Origin of the sequence: Azospirillum sp. B21 (assembly GCF_008364825.1) — a bacterium.
Classification (GTDB): domain Bacteria; phylum Pseudomonadota; class Alphaproteobacteria; order Azospirillales; family Azospirillaceae; genus Azospirillum.
In genome coordinates, this window is sequence record NZ_VTTO01000011.1 from 1 (window position 1) to 20,199 (window position 20,199).

11 protein-coding genes and 1 pseudogene are annotated in these 20,199 nt (G+C 59.9%); 2 read left to right on the plus strand and 10 right to left on the minus strand.

The genetic code is table 11. The features are described from left to right. Positions 1-147 precede the first annotated feature (147 nt). The 4 genes and pseudogenes from asnB to FZ983_RS34845 all read right to left on the minus strand — a co-directional run. A complete protein-coding gene (asnB, locus tag FZ983_RS22770) occupies positions 148-2,124 on the minus strand; it encodes an asparagine synthase (glutamine-hydrolyzing) (protein ID WP_149225777.1) in 1,977 nt (658 codons plus the stop codon). Between the two features lie 36 nt (positions 2,125-2,160). Further along, positions 2,161-3,396, minus strand: coding sequence for a glycosyltransferase (locus FZ983_RS22775; RefSeq protein ID WP_188092455.1), 1,236 nt, complete (start codon positions 3,394-3,396; stop codon positions 2,161-2,163). Positions 3,397-3,453: 57 nt separating this feature from the next. Further along, complete coding sequence (locus tag FZ983_RS22780) at positions 3,454-4,908, minus strand: oligosaccharide flippase family protein (RefSeq protein WP_149225779.1); 1,455 nt, start codon at positions 4,906-4,908, stop codon at positions 3,454-3,456. 841 nt (positions 4,909-5,749) lie between these two features. Further along, positions 5,750-6,024 (minus strand): annotated as a pseudogene (locus FZ983_RS34845) (IS1595 family transposase); the annotation flags it as partial. A 746-nt stretch (positions 6,025-6,770) separates the two neighbouring features. Here FZ983_RS34845 and FZ983_RS22795 point away from each other — a divergent pair. Both FZ983_RS22795 and FZ983_RS22800 read left to right on the plus strand, forming a co-directional pair. Next, on the plus strand, positions 6,771-8,060 hold the full coding sequence (locus tag FZ983_RS22795) for a right-handed parallel beta-helix repeat-containing protein (RefSeq protein ID WP_149225782.1): 1,290 nt from the start codon (positions 6,771-6,773) through the stop codon (positions 8,058-8,060). A 263-nt stretch (positions 8,061-8,323) separates the two neighbouring features. After that, entirely contained in the window at positions 8,324-10,135 is a 1,812-nt protein-coding gene (locus FZ983_RS22800; protein ID WP_149225783.1) for a carbohydrate-binding domain-containing protein, read from the plus strand. A 96-nt stretch (positions 10,136-10,231) separates the two neighbouring features. On the opposite strand, the gene FZ983_RS22805 is transcribed toward FZ983_RS22800, so the two are convergent. From FZ983_RS22805 to FZ983_RS22830, 6 genes are all read right to left on the minus strand, one after another. After that, the gene (locus FZ983_RS22805) at positions 10,232-11,410 is read right to left on the minus strand and encodes a glycosyltransferase (RefSeq protein ID WP_149225784.1); all 1,179 of its coding nucleotides are present in this window, start codon (positions 11,408-11,410) and stop codon (positions 10,232-10,234) included. Positions 11,411-11,714: 304 nt separating this feature from the next. Further along, positions 11,715-14,006, minus strand: coding sequence for a Wzz/FepE/Etk N-terminal domain-containing protein (locus tag FZ983_RS22810; protein WP_149225785.1), 2,292 nt, complete (start codon positions 14,004-14,006; stop codon positions 11,715-11,717). 149 nt (positions 14,007-14,155) lie between these two features. Then, complete coding sequence (locus FZ983_RS22815; protein WP_149225786.1) at positions 14,156-15,544, minus strand: glycosyltransferase; 1,389 nt, start codon at positions 15,542-15,544, stop codon at positions 14,156-14,158. Continuing rightward, entirely contained in the window at positions 15,430-16,767 is a 1,338-nt protein-coding gene (locus tag FZ983_RS22820; protein WP_188092458.1) for an O-antigen ligase family protein, read from the minus strand. The genes FZ983_RS22815 and FZ983_RS22820 overlap by 115 nt, the downstream gene beginning before the upstream one ends. A gap of 816 nt (positions 16,768-17,583) precedes the next feature. After that, positions 17,584-18,402 (minus strand): polysaccharide deacetylase family protein, encoded by an 819-nt coding sequence (locus FZ983_RS22825; RefSeq protein ID WP_188092459.1) that lies wholly within the window; start codon positions 18,400-18,402, stop codon positions 17,584-17,586. Between the two features lie 613 nt (positions 18,403-19,015). Further along, entirely contained in the window at positions 19,016-19,912 is an 897-nt protein-coding gene (locus tag FZ983_RS22830) for a hypothetical protein (protein WP_149225789.1), read from the minus strand. Positions 19,913-20,199 lie beyond the last annotated feature (287 nt).

A 20,199-nucleotide genomic window follows, 5' to 3' on the forward strand; every position in this document is an offset into this window, starting at 1 on the left:
CCTCGTCTTCGTCATCAGACACCTTCCCGCTCCACTCGGAGCTTAGCTGTGGTGTCCACCGAAGCAGGGCAAGATCAGACCACGATCACGTCGGATGTGTGGTCACGCAACGCTTACGCAAGAACTCGAACCGGGGCAAGATCAACGTCAACCGACAAGCTCCTCATGGGCTGTTTGGCTTCTGCGCGCCTCGTCCAGCCATACCTGTAGCATGAGCACATGCCACAACAGATGCTGCCAGTTGCGCTGACCGGAGCTGTGCTCATTCCACAGCCGACGGATCGCCGATACCTGGAAAATCCCATCTTGGTTAAGCCTGTCGGGGGCCAGCATTGCCTCCGCCCAATCGCGCAGAGGCCCGCGCAGCCATTGCCCCACCGGGACCGCAAACCCCTGCTTGGGCCGATCAATCAAGGAGGTTGGGACGAAGCGGCTTAACAGCTCCCTCATAATCCACTTCTCGCGTCCGGCGTGGATTTTGAGCGACAACGGCAAGCGCCAAGCGAACGCCACCACCGCGGGATCGAGCAGAGGAATGCGCCCTTCCAGACCAACGGACATGCTCGCACGGTCGACTTTGACCAGAATGTCTTCGGGCAGATAATTGGTGAGATCGGCAAACGCCATGTGGTGGTAAGGGTCGAGTCTAGGCGGGCGTCGCGAACGCTCGGCAATGCCTGCTCCGGCAGGCTCTTTAAGGAAATGCCACGGTTCAGGGCAATGCGACGCCAGGGCGGCGGTGATGTCGTCGAGCGTTCTATGCTTCAACAGGTCAGCGACCCGATGCAGCCGATGCCCTGACAGCTCCCGACGCGTTTTCGATGGGAGCAGGGATAGCACCCGGTCCCAGGCGGACGGTGGCAAAGTCCGGATTAGCGCGGACGCCGCGCGACGGGCTGGTGCCGGCAGTATGCCGAATTGTGACCAGATCCGAGCCCCCCAGCGGTAATTGTCATAGCCGAGGAACAACTCGTCCCCACCGTCGCCGGACAGCACCACGGTCACGGACTGGCGCGCAAAACGTGAGACCAGCAGTGTCGGAATCTGGGACGGATCGGCAAAAGGTTCGTCGTAAACCCTGGGCAGGTCCGGAACGACAGCCATCGCCTCCTGCGGCGACAGATACAGCTCGTGATGCTCCGTGCCCAGATGCTGGGCCACCGCGCGCGCGTGCGGCGCCTCGTTGTAGGCTGCTTCGGAGAAGCCAATCGAGAAAGTCTGCACGGTGCGGGCCGATTGCGCCTGCATGAGCGCGACCACCAGGCTCGAGTCGATGCCGCCGGAGAGCAGGGCGCCGACCGGAACATCCGCCTCCATGCGCAAGGCCACGGCTTGCCGCAGCAGGCGCTCGAGTTCGGAAATCGCGTCCTGGGGAGAGCCCGTGAAGGGAGAGGCCAATGCCCCTTCGACCATGGACCGTGCCGACCAGAGGACGGATTCCTCGATTTCCACCTCCCGCGGACCCAGAACGATCGTCAGACGCGTCCCGGCGGTGAGTTTGGAGATGCCGCGAAAGATCGTGGCTGGGGCGGAAATGAAGCCGTGGCTGACAAATTGGCTCACCGCCTCGGGATCGACATCGGGCAGCGTCGAAGCAACCGACATGATTGCCTTCAGTTCAGAGGCGAACACGAAGCGGCCTTCAATGGTCCCAAAATACAAGGGCTTCTCGCCGATGGGATCGCGCGCCAGGTGAAGCTGGCGCTTGGAACGGTCCCAGGCGGCGATGGCGAACATGCCGTTGCAGCGCTCGAGGGCCTTGCCGATACCCCAGCGGCTGATGGCCTCCACGAGGGTCTCAGTGTCGGAATGTCCGCGCCACGGTCCGTGCGCCGGCTCCCCCAAATCGGCTCTTAAAGTCCGGTGGTTGTAGATTTCACCGTTGAACGCTATCACCCAGCGGCCGCACGAGGACACCATGGGCTGGCGCCCGTGCGGCGAAAGATCGACAATCGCCAAGCGGCGGTGGCCCAGGAAGACGCCGGCCTTCCGGTCGATCCAGAAGCCTTCGTCATCCGGGCCGCGATGCCGAAGGCGGCCGCTCATGCGGCGCAACGCGTGTTCGGCTTCGATGGCTGAAGTGCCCTGGATGCTGCTCTCAATGAATCCCACAAGACCGCACATGAAATTCCCCTGTGGCTGCGTAGGGTTGACGCGGTCTCAAGCCACCTCCTGCTCGCAGGGAAGGCCCAAGACTTCCTCGTAGAGGCTCACGTACCGACGGGTGATGGCGTCCAGCGAGTAATGATCGACGACGCGCTTGCGCGCGAGCCGGGCGATGGAGGCGCGTTCGCCATGGGCGAGCGCCAGTATCCCGGTGATCGCATCGGCCAGCACTGCGTCGTTCTGCCGGGGCACGACACGACCGGCATCGCCGACAACGATCCGTGAATCCCCGACGTCGGTGACCACACAAGGCAGGCCGCACGCCATTGCCTCGCCCACGACGTTGGGGAAGGCCTCGCGGTGGGACGACGACAGCACGAAAACGTCCAGGGAATTGTACAGCCCAGGCATTTCGCGCCATTCACCAAGCACTGTGAACCGCTCCGCAAGGCCCGCCTCGGCGATGGCGCGGATCAGGTCCGGATCGCTGTCCATCCCGCGGCCGGCGATCACAAAGCGCGCGTCGCACCGTTGCGCCGCGACGCGGCGAGCGGCACGGATGAAGTTGTGGGGGTCCTTTTGCGGATTGTTCCGGCCGACGAGTCCGATCAGAGGCACCTCGTCGGGAATGCCGAGGCGCGCCCGCGTCGTGGCGCGGGCGTCGACCGATGGCGTGAACTCGTTGCAGTCGAACCCGTTGGGGATCACTTCCTCCCGATGCGGCTTGAAGCCGTAGCGCTGGTGCTGCCGGGCCGCCGTTTCGGAATTGTAGATGACGCAGGCTGGACCGCGTGACAGCGCGGCGTTGGCCAGGATGACGCCTCGGCTGGTCACATGTTCAGTGCTGAGCGATTCGAGGGATTGCCGGACGTTCCATAGCGCCCGAGCGTCCCTGCCAAGCACATTGCGCACCATCGTGGCCGCCAGATTGCTGTGGTACATCCAGCCTTGGATAACATCCGGCTGGAAGCGCCGAGCGATGCTTCGCAACTCAGCCAGAGCTTGCGGCGCCCGGATCGGTGACGATACTCCTAGCGTCAGCACCGGAACGCCGAGACCCTCGATCAGCCTTCCCACCGAACCGTTGTCGCGCAGTGAAACGACCGCCGTATCCAGCGGCGTGGCGCCGACCTGGCGAAGAAGCTTGTACAGCATCATCTCCGCGCCGCCCATGCCGAGATTGGTGATTATGTGAAGGATTTTCATCATGCACCAGCTAAAGATTGCAAGATTGATTAAAGAATCATCTCCGGCTTGCGTGAAATTGAAAACATCGTTGTTTATCAACAAAGATTAAAGGCTGCTTCCATTGTTCTGACGCTCCGCTTCGCACATTCCTTTTCGGCCTCAGGAGGAACCGGCATTTGCCGTCCTCATCAGCATTTTAACCAGCAGGCTCCGCAACCCAGCGAAATCGGCAATGATGAGCGCCGCCGCATAGACTGAGAGAACGGCGGTCGTCGCTATGGCAAAGGCAGTGATGCCCGTAGGCTGCGGCATGAAGAGCGCCAAGGTCTGTGCCAACGCGAAGGCCACCGCGATGGTCAGCAGCGGGCGTGGCGGAAACGGCAGTTTCAGCGCCCAGGCGCGGCCGAGCCCGATGCTGGCGCAGAGCGCCACGATCTGCGTCACGGCGGTCGCGACAGCCGCGCCCCAGGCACCGAATTTCGGCACCAGCAACAGGCCAAGCAGCAGGTTCAACACCACCGCACCCACGCTGATGAACAATTGCCCTTGCGTCTGGTGCCCCAACTGGAAGGCAAGGTCCGCGTAGAAGGCGCGGAACCCGGCCACCGCCGTGCTCACCGCAATCCATGGGATCACGCTCGGCGCCACCGTGGCGTATTCGTGGCCGAGCGCCACGCGCGCCACCTCGGGGGCGAACGACACAAACACCAGGACAAAGGGGCCAATCACCAGCAAGAGCACGGCCGCCTGAACCTCCATCGCCGGCTTGGCTGCGGCAAGCCCACCATTCTCGAACGCCTTGACGATGGCCGGGTAACCAGCGAGGTTCACCACGTTGAGCGTGAAGGCCACACTGAGGTTGGTGAGATCGCTGCTGGCGGCGTACAGCCCTACCTCCACCGGGCCGTTGAACCAGCCGAGCAGCAGCCGGTCGGTGGCCAGCATCAACATCATGCATAGAAAGGAACCAGCGAGCGGTACTCCGAAGCGGAACAACTTGCGAATCAAGCCGACTTCGACATGGAGCCACCGCAAGCCCGCCCAGCGGCGAAGTGCTGTTCGAGAGAGCGCAGGGACGCTGCAGCCGAGAATGGCCGCCGCTATAAGGCCGTATGAGCCGAGGGACAGATAAACGCTAGTAACGCCGGCACACAGCATCAGCGTCGCCCGCACCAGCGCCAGCACGCCGTAGCGCGTTTGCAGCATCTGCGTGGCGGCGATCTGAAGCTCAAGATCATACCAGGACTGCGCAATAAAAAGCGCGGTGCCAAGAAGCAGAAGCGCGCCGAGATGGCGGTCTTCGAGCAGGAAAAAGGCGGCAAACCCGCCGGCGATGGCCGCAATCGAAATGGCGGCCGTCAGCTGGAACACCGTTCGAAAGCACTCGTTGTTTGAGAAGCTGCTGTCATAGAAATATCGGCCAATGCTCACAAAAATCCAATTAACAAGCGCTGCCTCGGCTACCCCAACTATGCTGATTGCTAGCGCGTACTCGCCATATATCTTCGGTCCGACTGTGTTTATGTAGTATAGAGTGGTGAACAGTACCATCGCTCCCGGCCCAGCCTTGGCAAGGGAGTAAACGACGACGCGTTTCAGGAAGGTGTGGTCCATAGTGTCCTTCTTCCAGAAAGGCGGAACGCGTCACTCCATTGAGCGCGAGTGCGCTTTCGCCGCGGAAAGTTTAGCAGGTGCCGTGCTATGATCTCGGGAGACGGTTGAGTACCTCGTAGCGATGCCGTCCTAGCAATTGGGATAGCGCAACCCTTCACTCTGGCTCAGCCCGTAATCTGGTTGGAAGTGTTTCGGGGAGAGATTTGCCGGCACGATCACAATACTTTGGATAAAACAGTGGGATGATCGCAGTCGAGACAATCTGTATGCATTTTATCAGTCCTCCCCCAAACAGGCTCGGAAGCAACTGCACAAACTATGAGGCGCGTTGTGGAGTCAACATCAAACCTAGCCTGGCAAGCGCGGGCGGAACCTGCCGCCGGGACTATTACCCACAAGGAGGAAGATAAACTGTGGAATGCACGAAGCCCGTTATGCTGTCCTGAAAACCCGCTTCCTACAATACCAAATTAGTATGCTACCGGAAACAAGGTATGTATAGCATAGCCCTTTTCCGATTGGCACACAGCAACAACACAAAGCCTTTTTCCCGCAAACAGGCAGCCAACCGGCACTTCAAAGCTGATTCCAATTCGCGAAGGAACGAAGGAAATTTTGAGATATCCTACTGATAATCTACTGGATAGTATACTTCATTGAAAAATTGGTTTATTTGCTTCAGCAGTCGTGGACTGCCAATGCATCATGCTGGCATGATATGTCTACAGCCCAAGACAACGCTGCAATTTCAAGAAATATGAGCCTAATCGGGCCGCTCTCCGTCGTGTCGGAAGAAGTCGAGGGCAGCGCGATAGGTGTCAGCTAAACAACACCGCGATTATCAACCAAAGACAGCTACGGCCGAGCGGATGCTGATCCCGCCATCCTTGGTCCGCTGGAGTTGACGCCCGACAGCGTAACGAAAGACCGCCGGAAGCTGTAGAGCTAGAGGAACACGGGACCAGAGGGTTTGGATCACCGTCCGTTGCGGGTCCGGCGTTCGGCTTAACTTGCCTCCGTGTGCAGGGACCAGTGGAAGCCGATCTAGCCAAATTAAAGGTCGGCGTGGTCGGGGCTGATGTGATGGAAAACGCCGGCGACCGTGCGCCGGACACGATGGTGCTGAGGACGACCAAGTTCTTCAGCCCGAGGTCGATTCCAGCCTCCTCATCTCCCGTCAGCATCTCGGCGTAGGCCACAACCCGGCAAGACACGGACCAGCGGCCATCCGCTTCGCGCGTCACCGTGATCGTGGTGGGGGCGCTGGGCAGATCGCGCGACCACATTGCATTCAGCGGCTCCGCCATCTTCGCCAGCTTCAGTACGCTTTTCCGGTAGTTGAACGCCGACTTGTTGAACTCGGCGGACTGAAGTCCATCCTTGCGGCCGAACTGCGGGTAGCGGGCTCGCCGCTGAAAGAAGTTGCGGTAGGCCGTTTCGAGGTGGTGCATCGGCACGCTGGACACCGCATTCAGCCACCCGAACACCGGCTGTTTTTTCAGTACCGTCAGCATCGTGTTCGTCTGGGTGAAGCCGCACCGTTCCTTACGCTAAGCCCATGCCGTCTCCCGCGTCGCGCGGGCAGGGGTGTAGACCACGCGCACGTCCCCGAACGTCCGGGTCAGCAGATCAGCCTGCTCGGTGTCAGGCAGAAGCGGAAGCAGCAAGCGCATTCGACAAGTTTCAACATTCCTTTTCATGTCCGAGGACTTACAGCCATGTTCAAGTTGTGTTCCGCTGGTGCGGAGGGCCTGATGAAAACCGCACTCTCGTAAGAAGAGCAACAGCACGAGCAATCTGCCGGTGCACGGCTCTCTGCCTCATGCCTTGATCCCCTCACCTCGCATCGAGAGATCCCAACGATGGCGACCTATTACGTATCCCCTTCCGGTCGGGACAGTCAGGACGGAATCACCGATCAGTTCCAGGCCGGCACCATTGAGCAGCCCTTTGGCTCGCTTCAGCACGCCCACAATCTGGCGCAGCCGGGCGACACGATTTACTTGCGCGGCGGCACCTACAAGCTGACCCAGCAGATCCAGCTCACCCGCGACGGCACGAGCGGCAACCCGATCACGGTGACCAACTATCCCGGCGAGAAGCCGGTCCTCGACGGCTCGGGCATGTCGGGCAAGGGGTGGGCCGGCGCCGTGGTCGATCTGTCCAGCGTGTCGTGGAACCACATCAAGGGCCTGAGCATCGCCAACGGCCCCGAGTTCGGCCTGCTCGTCCGCGACGCCTCCCACAACAACGTCATCGAGCAGCTCGACGTCCATCACAACGGCCGCCTGTCGGAGTGGGAGGGCAAGGGCATCGTCCTGTACGGCTCCAGCGCCAACAACCTCTTCCTCAACAACGACTCCCACGACAACCGGGACCTGCCGGCCGACAACGCCGACGGCTTCCAGATCGCCACCACCGGCGCCGGCAACGTGTTCCGCGGCAACCGCGCCTGGAACAACTCGGACGACGGCTTCGACCTCTTCAACGTCCAGGACGGCACCCGCGCCGGGTCGGTCTTGCTCGACGGCAACTGGGCCTTCCACAACGGTTACAACGCCGCCGGCACCCAGATCGGCGACGGCAACGGTTTCAAGCTGGGCGGCACGCGCGCCGGCGCCGGCGGCACCTCCGGGGGCCACGTCGTCACCAACAACGCCGCCTGGGACAACCCGTTCAACGGCTTCGACCAGAACGGTGCCAACCAGCCGCTCACGCTGAACAACAACACCGCCTACAACAACGGCCAGTACAACTACCGCTTCTGGGACGGTGCCCACACCTTCCGCAACGACGTCTCGTTCGGCACCGGGAAGGTACAGACCTCGGGCACCAGCGATCACAACTCCTGGACCATGGCCACGGCGCCGAAGGCTTCCGACTTTCTGTCGCTCGACGGCAGCGGCGCGTCCGGCGCGCGCGGTGCCAACGGTGCGCTGCCCACGCTGGACTTCCTGCATCTGTCGTCGGGCAGCGGCCTGATCGACAAGGGCGTGAACGTCGGTCTCTCCTTCAACGGCTCCGCTCCGGACCTCGGCGCTTTCGAGGCGCCGGAGCGCGCCGCCGGTGGCGCGACGCGCGCCGACTTTGTCACTCTAATCTGGATTCTCCCGCTCATTTGGCTCATCGCCAAGGCAATGCAGAGGAGATGACAGAGTTCGCATCGACATTCGGCGCTCCAACCATCTTGATCGTAGGTTGAAGTCAGACTGAAGAGAATGCGCGAAACCCGAACTCCTCACACCGTCCTGTCCATCTTCTCATTTCGATCAAATTTTTTTAAAGTTATCACAAAATAGTACCTCGAATTGTGACACCCGCGGCCTTGGTCGGTTGGGGTAAGTCTTTCATCGGTTTCGATCTGCCCTGCCGGGTCGAGCCTTTGACAAATGAGTTAGAACCGGAAGGTTATGTGATGTCGACGTATTATGTGGCGGTGAATGGTCGCGATACTCAGGCCGGCACCATTGAGCAGCCCTTTGGCTCGCTTCAACACGCCCACAATCTGGCGCAGCCGGGCGACACGATTTACTTGCGCGGCGGCACCTACAAGCTGACCCAGCAGATCCAGCTCACCCGCGACGGCACGAGCGGCAACCCGATCACGGTGACCAACTATCCCGGCGAGAAGCCGGTCCTCGACGGCTCGGGCATGTCGGGCAAGGGGTGGGCCGGCGCCGTGGTCGATCTGTCCAGCGTGTCGTGGAACCACATCAAGGGCCTGAGCATCGCCAACGGCCCCGAGTTCGGCCTGCTCGTCCGCGACGCCTCCCACAACAACGTCATCGAGCAGCTCGACGTCCATCACAACGGCCGCCTGTCGGAGTGGGAGGGCAAGGGCATCGTCCTGTACGGCTCCAGCGCCAACAACCTCTTCCTCAACAACGACTCCCACGACAACCGGGACCTGCCGGCCGACAACGCCGACGGCTTCCAGATCGCCACCACCGGCGCCGGCAACGTGTTCCGCGGCAACCGCGCCTGGAACAACTCGGACGACGGCTTCGACCTCTTCAACGTCCAGGACGGCACCCGCGCCGGGTCGGTCTTGCTCGACGGCAACTGGGCCTTCCACAACGGTTACAACGCCGCCGGCACCCAGATCGGCGACGGCAACGGTTTCAAGCTGGGCGGCACGCGCGCCGGCGCCGGCGGCACCTCCGGGGGCCACGTCGTCACCAACAACGCCGCCTGGGACAACCCGTTCAACGGCTTCGACCAGAACGGTGCCAACCAGCCGCTCACGCTGAACAACAACACCGCCTACAACAACGGCCAGTACAACTACCGCTTCTGGGACGGTGCCCACACCTTCCGCAACGACGTCTCGTTCGGCACCGGGAAGGTACAGACCTCGGGCACCAGCGATCACAACTCCTGGACCATGGCCACGGCGCCGAAGGCTTCCGACTTTCTGTCGCTCGACGGCAGCGGCGCGTCCGGCGCGCGCGGTGCCAACGGTGCGCTGCCCACGCTGGACTTCCTGCATCTGTCGTCGGGCAGCGGCCTGATCGACAAGGGCGTGAACGTCGGTCTCTCCTTCAACGGCTCCGCTCCGGACCTCGGCACCTATGAGACCGGCGCCACCAACGTCCCCGCGCCGCCGGCCCCGACTCCGGCCCTGACGCCGACGCTCGGGACGTCCTCCATCACCGTCAACATCTCCGGCTCCCCGGCGGGTGGCACGAACGCCCACTTCAAGGTGCTGATGGACGGCAAGACGATCGGCCAAGCTTACAGCACGCAGACGGCCAAGGACTACACCTTTACCACCTCCGCGACTCTTGATGCGGCCCACAAGGTGCAGGTGCAGTACGACAACGACACTGTGATCAACGGCCAGGACCGCACCCTGTACGTCAACAAGATCACCATCAATGACAAGGCCGTGCTGCCGACCGACAGCACCGTCACCTACGACATTGGCGCGCTGGACGGCAAGAACGTGGTCCATGGTCAGACCGGCCTGTGGTGGAACGGCACGCTCGTCGTCAACGCCGACAAGTCGTTCTTCCCGGCCGCCAAGGTCGCCGCTTTGTCGGTCGAGACGGCCGATGCGCAGACGGACGTGTGGGCGCACGTGGCCTCCAGCCAGGACACGACCCCGGCGACCGATATCGCGGACCAGGTCGCGCACATGCCGGTGAGCAACGACCTGTCCGGCATGAACCTGGACGCCGTCCACACGCTGGCGGACCATGTCGATCCGCACCTCCTGGCGGCGTAACGCTGCACGGGCAGGCAGCCCGCTCCGTTGCCGTGGCACACACGGCAGCGGAGCGGGCTGTTCTTGTGCCAGTACGGGCGCCCCGGTGATCCAAGCCTACCCGAGGGTCCGGGGGACGGAGGCCGCCTTGATGTCGTCATCGAGCGCCTCTGCCCCACCCATCATGACCGTCCAGTAGCGGTCCAAGACGGCATCGGTGGTGAACCTTTGCACCGCGCCCTTCAGATAAGCCGACGGCAGTGGATCGCGGAGCACGGCCTCGATCGCTCCAGCAAGCGCCGCCACATCGGCGGTGGGAACCAAGTGGCCATAACGACCATCCATCAGAATCTCGCGTGGACCGCTCGGGCAATCGGTGGAGACCACCGGACAGCCAGCAGCCATGGCTTCGATAAGGACCGTTGGCAAACCCTCCCAGCGTGACGACAGCACCAAGGCGCCAGCACGCGCCATATAAGCTGCTGGATGCTGCACGTACCCCGGCATGTCGATGCTGTCAGCCAGGCCGAGTTGTCTTGTCAAAGCAAGGAGTGCCTCGCGTTCCGGACCTTGCCCCAGAATGATGAGCCGGACCGGGCAGCCGCGGTCGTGAAGCAAGGCGCAGGCCTTGATCAACGTGGAAAAATCCTTTTGCGGCACCATGCGTCCGACGCCCAAAAGGACCGGCGGCTCTCCATCCGAAAACCATCGATGCTGGACCGGCTCTCCGAACGAGGCCAGCAAATCCTGAGTGATCACTGGATTGGCGATGACGCCAATGCGATCCACCGGAATTTGCAGTTGAGTGGCAATGTCGTCCCGGACCCCGGCGGACACGCACAAAATCGCGTCGGCGCGGCGATAAAGTCGCTTCATCAGCCATGGCAGGGCATGGCGGTCGATCCATGAAATCGCGTTGTCCCTGTTGCTGGACAAATGGCAGTGTTCGGCAACGATTATACGGGTGCGGGTGCCGGCAAGGGCGGCGGCCATAAGGGCGGCAGCGTTGGCGTGTGACATCGCGGCTGTCACGGAGACCGGCCTTTCCCTGCGGAGATAGGCGGCAAGCCGTGGAACGGCCGACAGGGTACGCGTGCACCCAAGATCATGGAGGCGCACAGCAGCATCCAGCTTTGATCGGAACGGCCCCTGGACCTTGGCGACGACGAGGTCAACCGCAGCCCCACGACGAACGAAGCCATTCACCAGATTGACGACGACCCGCTGAGCACCGCCATCGTCTAAGTCTGGCAAAAAGAACGCATGACGCCCGGAATACATTGGATGGCTCTGCATGGTATCTCCAATCACATGCGCCTCTCATTCCTCGTGACGCCGGCGCCCGCCAGCCGGTCGTCGGCTGCCTGCAAGAAGCCGGGGCGGATTGCCGTGTCGATCGCTTACAGCGCCGCACACGGGGCGGCGTTGGGATAAAGCCGATGCTGGAAGCTCGATGTCAGGACCATGCGACGAATGTTCTTGTATTGTTCGGCGCGCATCGGCGCCTGTGCCGCCCCGGCTTTCTCCCGTCATCTTAAGACGGCGAGAGAAAGCCGGGGGACATGAAGGAGCCGCCGTTCCGGGGCGATGGTTGCGGTCATCAGGTTCTGTAATACCGGGTAAGAGAGCCAGTATAGAGGCCGGAGTCTTTGTATCCGTACCGCCGGTTCTTCTTTACGTTGACACGGGTCAGCACCACGCCGGCCAGAGGAGCCCCGCAGCGCTCCAATTCCTTGAGCGCAACATCGGCAAGCTTCCAATCCGTCGATCCCCACCGAACCGCAACTATCGTCCGGTCGACAAGTTTGGCCAGGATCGGCGTTCCGGTGACCGCGAGAACTGGCGCGGAGTCAAAAATCACAAGGTCGTAATGCTGGCGCAACTGATCGATGACATCCACCATCTGCACCGACGACATAAGGCTGAATTCATCATCTTCCGGCGTGCCGGCAGGCAGAACGTGGAGCCCAGACCGCTCATCAACCTGAATTGCTTCTGAGAGCGGGACTGCACCCGCCAGCACCTGCGCCAATCCAGGAGCGCTGGGCAAGTCTAAAACGTGATGCACCCGTGACCGATGCAGATCACCATCCACCAGCAACGTGCGGCGCCAGGTTGCCGCGGTCAGCGCCAGCGAAACGGCCAGCGTGGTCTTGCTCTCACCGGGAACCGCCGAGGAGATCAGGAGGCACTCACCGCGGCCTAGATTGAGGTGCATGTAGAGGCGGCGGACAGCCTCGGTGTATGCCGTCTTGCGCAGCCGCAAAGGAGAACGGAAAAGGCTGCGCTGTACGGCCGGATCCGCTGGCACGAGACCAAGAGCAGGGGCCCCAAGCCGCTCCTTGACCTGCTCCATGCTGCGCAACGATTGGTCTGAGTGCTCGATTGCCAATGCTGCTCCCGAGCCCAGAATAACCCCGATGACCCCACCCATGATCACCAAAATGTTGGTTCTGGGAAAAGACGGCGTTGCTGGCACACGAGCGCTCGACACCACTTGCGCTTCTGGCCTTTGGAAGCTGTCGATCTGCTGAACCTGTTTGGCTTGCGTCAAGTAGCGCTCCAAAATCCCCCGCGCCACCGTGGCCTTGAGCTCCAAACCACGCAGTTGGATTGAGGCCTGATCGTCTTTCATGAAGGCAGCCTTCGCGCCCTCCGTAGCTCCCACCAGCAACTGCTCTCTCTTGCGAGAGGCCTCCAGCTCCCCACGCAAGGAGGACAGCACCCGCGAGGTTTCCTCCTGGATCGATTGCTGCACGGAAGCGATTTCGGCGCCGAGCTGAACGCGTGTTGGATGGAGCGGCCCCATGGACTGATCCAGTTGCGCGCGCCGTGCCAACAATTGCGCATTGCGATCACGCAACTGCTGCAATCCCACCGACTGCCGCAAATCGGGCGAGCTGATCCCGTCGCGGAGTCCGGAAGCCAGATCAGCCTCGGCGGTGCGCAGGCGGCTTTCGGCCGACATGCGCAAAGCTTGAGCCTGAGCCTGCTCCTGGTTGAGGACAAGGAGCTTTTGCGACGATGAGACTTCCCGCTCGCCGACAAGCCCATTGCGTTCGCGGAACTCATGCACGGCGCTTTCCGCCGCTTTGACCTCATCTTCCAGTTCACGCAGCCGCTCGTTGAGCCAGCTGGTGGCGCTGTCTGCCATCTTCTGCTTTGTCGCTTCACGGTCGGCGATGTAGAGGTTGGCGATTGTGTTGGCCGCCTTCATCGCGGCCGAGGGGCTGTCAGAGGTGTAAGCGATCCGCACAACGCGCGAACGCCCTTCCTGATTGACCGTCAAACGGCTGGCGAACCGCCGGATTGCCAAGCCGCCCACATCCTCGGGTGCCGTGGCTGCTTCCGATGCGCTGAAGGGTTGCTGGCTCGATGGAGCGGGTTTCTCCTCGCCCATCAATGTCGAAAGCCAAGCCGGTCCCCAGGAGCGAAGGTTGGCCTCAAGCCATTTGATCGACGCCGTCCCCCAATCCTGAACGCGCTCGCTCCACCTGGCGAGGCGAAGCTCCCAAGGGCTGGGCTTGCGGCTCAGCTCTGGCAGTTCCTCGATGCCCAACTCATCCAAGGCCCTGGCGATGATATGGGTCGAGCGGATGATCTCGATTTGAGTTTGCACCACTTCCGCATCGGCCGGCGGAGCGGCGCTCCTGTCCTGGCTGACATCGGGCAACTGCATATAACCCGGCTCGATCATGACCAGGGCCTCTGCCGTATAGCGTGGCACCGCGTTCATAGCGAAGGCCCCGGCTGCACCGGCCGTCAGCAATGCGACGCTGACGATCAAGCCGCTGCGCCGGCCCAGCCGGCGCAGTATTTCAGGCAGATCGACCTCGGACGTCGGCGGCAGCCGCTTATGTGCATTGATGTGCATCTGAGGAACGTCGGTCATGCCTTATCCTCTTCCTCTTGAGCGCCTCGGGGAAGGAGCGGCAGAGGCAGCGTGGAAGCGCATGCCCTTTGCGTGCTGCTCTTAGGAGATCGCGGCGGGCCATCCGAATGCCTCGCCACCTCACTACGTATGCACATCACCATCACCCCCTAAACCGCAGCGCTGGATTGGATGTCCGGTATGGAGCGAGGCGTCGTCTTGTTTATCAAAGGAAGCGCTGCAACTGGATATGTACTTGTCTTCAGTCCCGCGTCATCAATCAGCATGTCGTAGAAGCCAACCACCCTTTCGATCATGCGCTCGACCTGGAAGATGCCGAAGACGCGGCGATACAGGTCGTCGCGCTGGAGCAGCAGCGGTTGCGGATCGTCGAGGAAAGCCGCCATGGCCGCACTCAATGCGTCGACGTCCCCCGGCGGCAGCAAGGCTTTGGCATGCGTCGGCCCGAAGATTTCCGGATTTCCGCCGACTTTCGTGGTTATGAGCGGCTGGCCCGCGGCGGCCGCTTCGAGCACGATGTAGGGAAGCCCCTCAGCGCGGGAGGGCACCACGAGGCAGCGGCCCAGGCGAAACGCACAAGACGCCGGACATACCGACCCCAGCCACGCCACACGCTCAGCAATGCCCAACTGCGCGGCCAATTCCCGAAAGTACTCGTCCTCGGGTCCGTCACCGGCGATGGCAAGGCGCAGAGTGGGCCGGTCATCGCAAAGGCGCGCGAACCCCCGCAGCAGGACATCCACCCCCTTAAGCCGCCTCAACTCGCCGACAAAGACGAAGTCGTAACGGCGTTCGACCATGGGTGGTCCGCCCCCGTCGAGGGCAAATTCCGAGGTATGCAGGCCGTTGTAAATGACCCGGAAATGCCCGCCGCTGAGGCCCACTTTCGAGGCATAGGCCGACATACTGGCCGTGCTTTCGAAAATGAGCCCGGCCGTCAGAGAGCGTAGTGCCCACTCGATGCTGAGGAAGGTGAAACCCGCCAGCGACGTCTTGGAATAGTGCAGCGAGCCACCATGCGGCGAGTACACCGCCAGCGGGCCGCCTGGACGCGCAAGACATCTGGCCAGAATGCCACCCTTGGCACCATGCCCGTGGATGATGTCCGGGCGAATGTCCTTGACGATCCGGTGCGCCGCCGGCAACGCGACACAGTCGTTCAGATCCGGCATGCGGGAGATCGGGACACGGTACACCGCGATGCCGGCGTGCTTCGTCAAATCGGCCAGCTGTCTTTCGACGCCTTCGCTGTACTGGCCGGCATCGCACAGAATGCCGACGTGCATCCCACGCGCCACTTGGCCGTGCGCCAGATCAAGAACATGCCGAAACAGGCCGCCCACAGGGCAGCGAAAGACATGAAGGACCGTGCACGGCTTACGCGTTTCTATCCTGTCCCTCCAGAGAGGCACAGCGTGGCGTGCTAGCTTGTGCATTCGTTTTCCTCCGACATGGGGCCTGCAGGAACAGATTCGCAGCCCGCAGCACGAGGAGTGCTGCCTTCCCACGCACTCGCTTCCCGTTCTGCCGCTTCCCATGCAGCGAGCGCGGCAAGAAGGCCGATAAACACGTTGACCGGCCGGTCATCGAACAGATTGTGGCTAAAGAACGCGTATATAAAGAACGCTATGGTGAACACCACGCCACGAGCGTCCCCGAGCCGAATGAAATGTGCGAATAAGGCGACGTACAGCACAACTGCCGAAAAGAGCCCGGCCAAGCCCGCGCTGAGCCACAGTTCCACGAACATGTTATGCGGACCGACTTCATAGTAAAAGTGATAATAAAGCCCCCGCCCAAGAAGCGGCGACTCCTCGATCTTCCCCAGGAAAAAGGCGAGTTTGCGCAGCCGCTCGTCATCCTGCACCGAGGCCACGTCGCCGCCCAATAGCTTCAGCAGCGAATCCATGCGATCCGACGTCGCATAATATGTTGAAAACATCTCTTGCCCATTGATGAAAGCAAGGACAGTTGGGCCAACGACGGCCCCTACAAGGGCCAAGCCAAAAGCCATTCCCAAGAATGTCTGGAGGCGGAGTGTGCCATTTTTCAGCATAATAATGATATACGCTGTCACGCAGACGAAATACACCAAAGCGCCGGAACGTGACAGGGTGCAGTACAAGGCGAAGCCGGCGATTCCCCACAGGACTGTATCTCGCCAGAGAAAGCGCCGCCAATTAACCGCAGCGATGAGCGACAGGTTGACGACTTCGGATGCGTAATTTGAGTTGAAAGCAAAGCCGGCGGCACGATCACTGAAGGCGGCAAACATCCCAGGGTTTGCGATATCCATCGCAATGGAGCCAGAAATAAGCAGCAGGCTGACGCCGGCGATTTTGCGATGATGTCGGCGGAAAGTCGGAATGGCGACCACTCCGGTCGCCAAGAAGAACAAAATGAAATTGTACAGTGGAGAATAGATGTATTCGCTCTTTATCCAATAATAATCGGGTAGCCAAGCGCCGCTGGTGCGAACGATGGCGACCATAGTGCTTGCAGCCAGAACGGGAATGATGCCGGAATAGGCGAAGACCAACGAGCGACCGTTGTCGGCGTGAACGCTGCGGACAAGGGCTATGGCGAACATGGCGCCAACAAGGAAGAGCCCCAGTTCCGTTGACCGGAGAGGCACCAAGCCTGCGGTTCCGGACCCCATGTAAGTGTCGGCCGAAGAGAGCACAACACTCAGGCTCATCAAAATGATGACCACAGGAGCATCGCCACCACGATTATGGGAATTGTCGTTTGTGTCTGTCATCAGCTGCTTAGTGGTGGTATTCCCCACTCCCCATTAACTTCCACAGCTTCACCACGATTTTGCAGAACGCCTGAAGCGAGGGCAAGTGGCGATGGGGTTTATTTGCCAGAGAATCAGTAGCATACGGCCAGCTGTTTTGGCGGCAGCTTATCTTCTGATAATATGCTAGCGCTCCAATATATATCCCTCTTTGGGCGATGTATTTTAAAAACAACGGCAGAATGCAGAAAATATGATTGTTTTTAAAGTTTCATAAAATCAATCCTTTGTGCAGCTTGAGACGAATGTTATTCGTTTGTATACGTATGCTTCAAACAGAGTGGATCAGCCCCTTCGAATCGTCATCGGTGTGCTTCGGCTTGCAACACTCGCTCTTCTTCAGATTTGATGAAGGTTTTCAGGCTGTCATGAGCCTGATGTGCAGAAGGTTGGGCTTTGCGTGGCCGTACATAGAGCTCTTGACGAGTTTGAGCCGTATGATCTGCCCATCCGTCTACCCATTGCTCCAAAGGGTGGTAAGCGCGGCATAGACCGCGGCGAAATCGGAACGTAGATTATCGGCAAAGGACCGTAGGTCACTGGTGGCTGCATCGTCCAGCCAAACGGACAGGGCGTGGCTTCGTTTTGGACGCGCTCGAACAGGCACTCCACCGCCGGCCCGTCATGGGCAGCGGCCTCATTCACCATTGCGACCGCGGATTCAAGTGGTCGTCGCAAACCGGCCAAGCCATTGCCCGGATCGCAGCTCATCGCTCGTCTTGCAAAGCCAGCCATATCCGCGCGAGCCGGAGAGATGAAAGCGAGAGTGTTGATGTTTCACATCGCGACGCGGCGCAATCCATGCGCCAGAGCCGTGGTGGCGCCGCTTAGGAAGACCTCAATCGTCTGGAGATTCTGGTGGAAGCCATTGATGCTGAGCCGCGGGAGCGCGTGCAATTGAGCTTTGTGCTCGGGCTGCAAGGTGCCGTGGCAAGTTGTCACCGCCGTGGAGAAACCGACCCGCTTTGCCAACGCGAACTCCCTTGCGCCGGCATCCGCAGAACTGCCGAAGGGATAGGCGAAATGCACGATCGGGAGCCCCAACCGCTTGGCAAGAACGGCACGGCTGGCTGCCATCTCATGCTCCGCATCCGCCTCAGAAAGAGTCCGGAGCACCGGGTGCGTTAGGGTATGGGCGCCGAACTCCACGAGACCGCTGTCGCGCATTTTATACACCATATCCCATGCCACTATGAGCCGCTGGCAGATCTCTTGGAAATCCGTGTTGTTCAGGCGCTCGAGTTTCCGCAGAAAATCAGCGGCTATGCCGCGATTGGCGGCGCGTAGCGATTTGTAGAGCTGACCATAAGCCGCTGTCTTGGCGCTCAGTGTGCTTAAGTCAAGCTCACGGTTTCCCGCCTTCGTCGGGATGATTATGCGCTCGCGTTGCCGGACGAATTCTTCGATTGCGTCCCACCACGGAAAACTCGTTCCATCGACAAAGCCGGTGGTTACGTTGATGACCATCGGAACTCGATGCTTTTGGCAGATCCTGAAAGCGTTGTCGTAGTTGTCGCGGTAACCATCATCAAACGATAGAACGATAAAGCGTTTGGGCCGGTCGCTCTTCACCAGCCGCTTGTGCGCTTCGGTCATGGATAGGATGTCAATGTTCCGCTTTTTGATGTGCTTAATAACTTCCTCAAAGAACTCAGGAGTAACTGATAGCCCTGCATTCGGAGAAAAGCCTCCCAATGTTGAGCGAACTCTGTGGAGGGAAAATATAGATCCAATTCCTGAATACCGATTATTGAACAAGAGATCCAGCCCCGTTGCATGGACGCCGCCAATTATGGCGCCAATCGCACGGTGTTGGAGCCTTGATGTCATTCGTCTCCCCTCAAGAACGTTTTGTCGCGCGGACGGGTGTCCGGTTTGTTTCTAGAAAATGCGGGCTTCCATAGCGCGTCGAGAGATTTCGCTCGCAATCTAACATTCAGAATGCCTCTTTCAGTAAAACACAAAACCCTGATCCAAGGTAAGCATCCACTGAGTGCCGCGTGACCCTCGGCCCGAATTTCCTCCAGGAAAATTCCGCACAGGCGAGAGTGGAACTATCACAGTAGTGTTAATAAGATAGTATTAGGGTGGGCTTGACTGGATAGGCAGCTTGCCATCAAGGTATGCTTTGAGACGCAGTTGGGAGCTAAAGATCGGAGCGGCGCCCCGTTGAAAGAAGAGTGCGGTCTAGCGCCTCCTTGCGGTCGGGTCACATCGGAATAAGCACGAGTTCCGTATAAAGGTTGTCGATGTTCTCCGGGGTGACCGATGCAGATCGAAACAAAACCGGCCTCCTCATTAGTATTCCACAAGGCCGGCTCTTTCCGAATAGGCGGCTATCCCCCATTACGGCAACCGTGTACTGCTTTGCCATGATATACCATTTGACGGCTTCCAAGTGTCTTGCGAAAAGTTCAGCCGAGCTGACAAACAAGATTTCGGAAAAAGGCACGCCGCGCTTGATGCGTTTCTTTGAAAGAATAAGGCACTGCTCACCTCTGGACCAGATCAATACGGCAAGGCAGCCGTAGGGGACGTGATCGTTGATGACCTGACGAAGGACCTGGCTGATGTGCGGCTTGATAAATTCTATTCGAGACTCGAAACGCGGAAGACCTCTCATAAGCCCGAACGCATTCATAACCGGAGGATAGATTATCCTGCCTATATCAAGGGACTTAAACCCCATCATCTTCATCAGTCGAGCCACAGTCGGGATCGGAGAAATGCTTGTAACGGTGCAATTTGCCGAACGAATCGCTGCGGTCAACAACGACAACGCCATTCCACGATATCCTTCATCCACACAGAGGGTTGTGAGATTGCAGAACCTCTCTCGGCGACCATTGATTTCACGCTCCGAGTACACTGTCCCGATGAATCCGACGACGCCCCCTTTGGCTTCCAGAACCCACCCGTACTCTCCCTCGTTGTTGCTCCAGTTGTTTTCAAGCAAATGTCGCCATGCGGCCCGGTCAATCCCATTGTTAAACTGCCTGAGAATCAGACCGCAGATTTCTTCCGCGTCATCCAGGTTGGCAGGGCGCACGGACGTTTTTTTCTTCATGGGATTTTCTTTCAGTGAAGCTGCGGGCTGATTAAGCACAAGTCGCCTCCTGATGGCGGTTCGTTGAATTCTCTCGAAGGCCTACCCGTACGGATGCTGCCACCGAGTGCTGCTGCCTGAACATCATTGCGCGTGGGATGAGCTTAGCATTTGCGGGCGATCAGGTGCTTGGCTGCAAGAAGTCTTATTCATCTGCAGGTTATTCATCAATAATACCCAACTTGATAACGTCTTATTGCAAGGGTGTCCGGAGAATTGCGACATTATTTCCTAGATGTACACTCTGAAAACTCAATAGAAAGATTTTTTATTAGTGAACAATGTGT

Coding starts and splice junctions, on each gene's coding strand:
- FZ983_RS22780 (WP_149225779.1), bottom strand. CDS start 4,908: ATGGACCACACCTTCCTGAAACGCGTCGTCGTTTACTCCCTTGCCAAG.
- FZ983_RS22820 (WP_188092458.1), bottom strand. CDS start 16,767: ATGACAGACACAAACGACAATTCCCATAATCGTGGTGGCGATGCTCCT.
- FZ983_RS22800 (WP_149225783.1), top strand. CDS start 8,324: ATGTCGACGTATTATGTGGCGGTGAATGGTCGCGATACTCAGGCCGGC.
- FZ983_RS22805 (WP_149225784.1), bottom strand. CDS start 11,410: ATGCAGAGCCATCCAATGTATTCCGGGCGTCATGCGTTCTTTTTGCCA.
- FZ983_RS22810 (WP_149225785.1), bottom strand. CDS start 14,006: ATGACCGACGTTCCTCAGATGCACATCAATGCACATAAGCGGCTGCCG.
- FZ983_RS22815 (WP_149225786.1), bottom strand. CDS start 15,544: ATGGGAAGCGGCAGAACGGGAAGCGAGTGCGTGGGAAGGCAGCACTCC.
- FZ983_RS22795 (WP_149225782.1), top strand. CDS start 6,771: ATGGCGACCTATTACGTATCCCCTTCCGGTCGGGACAGTCAGGACGGA.
- asnB (WP_149225777.1), bottom strand. CDS start 2,124: ATGTGCGGTCTTGTGGGATTCATTGAGAGCAGCATCCAGGGCACTTCA.
- FZ983_RS22825 (WP_188092459.1), bottom strand. CDS start 18,402: ATGACCGAAGCGCACAAGCGGCTGGTGAAGAGCGACCGGCCCAAACGC.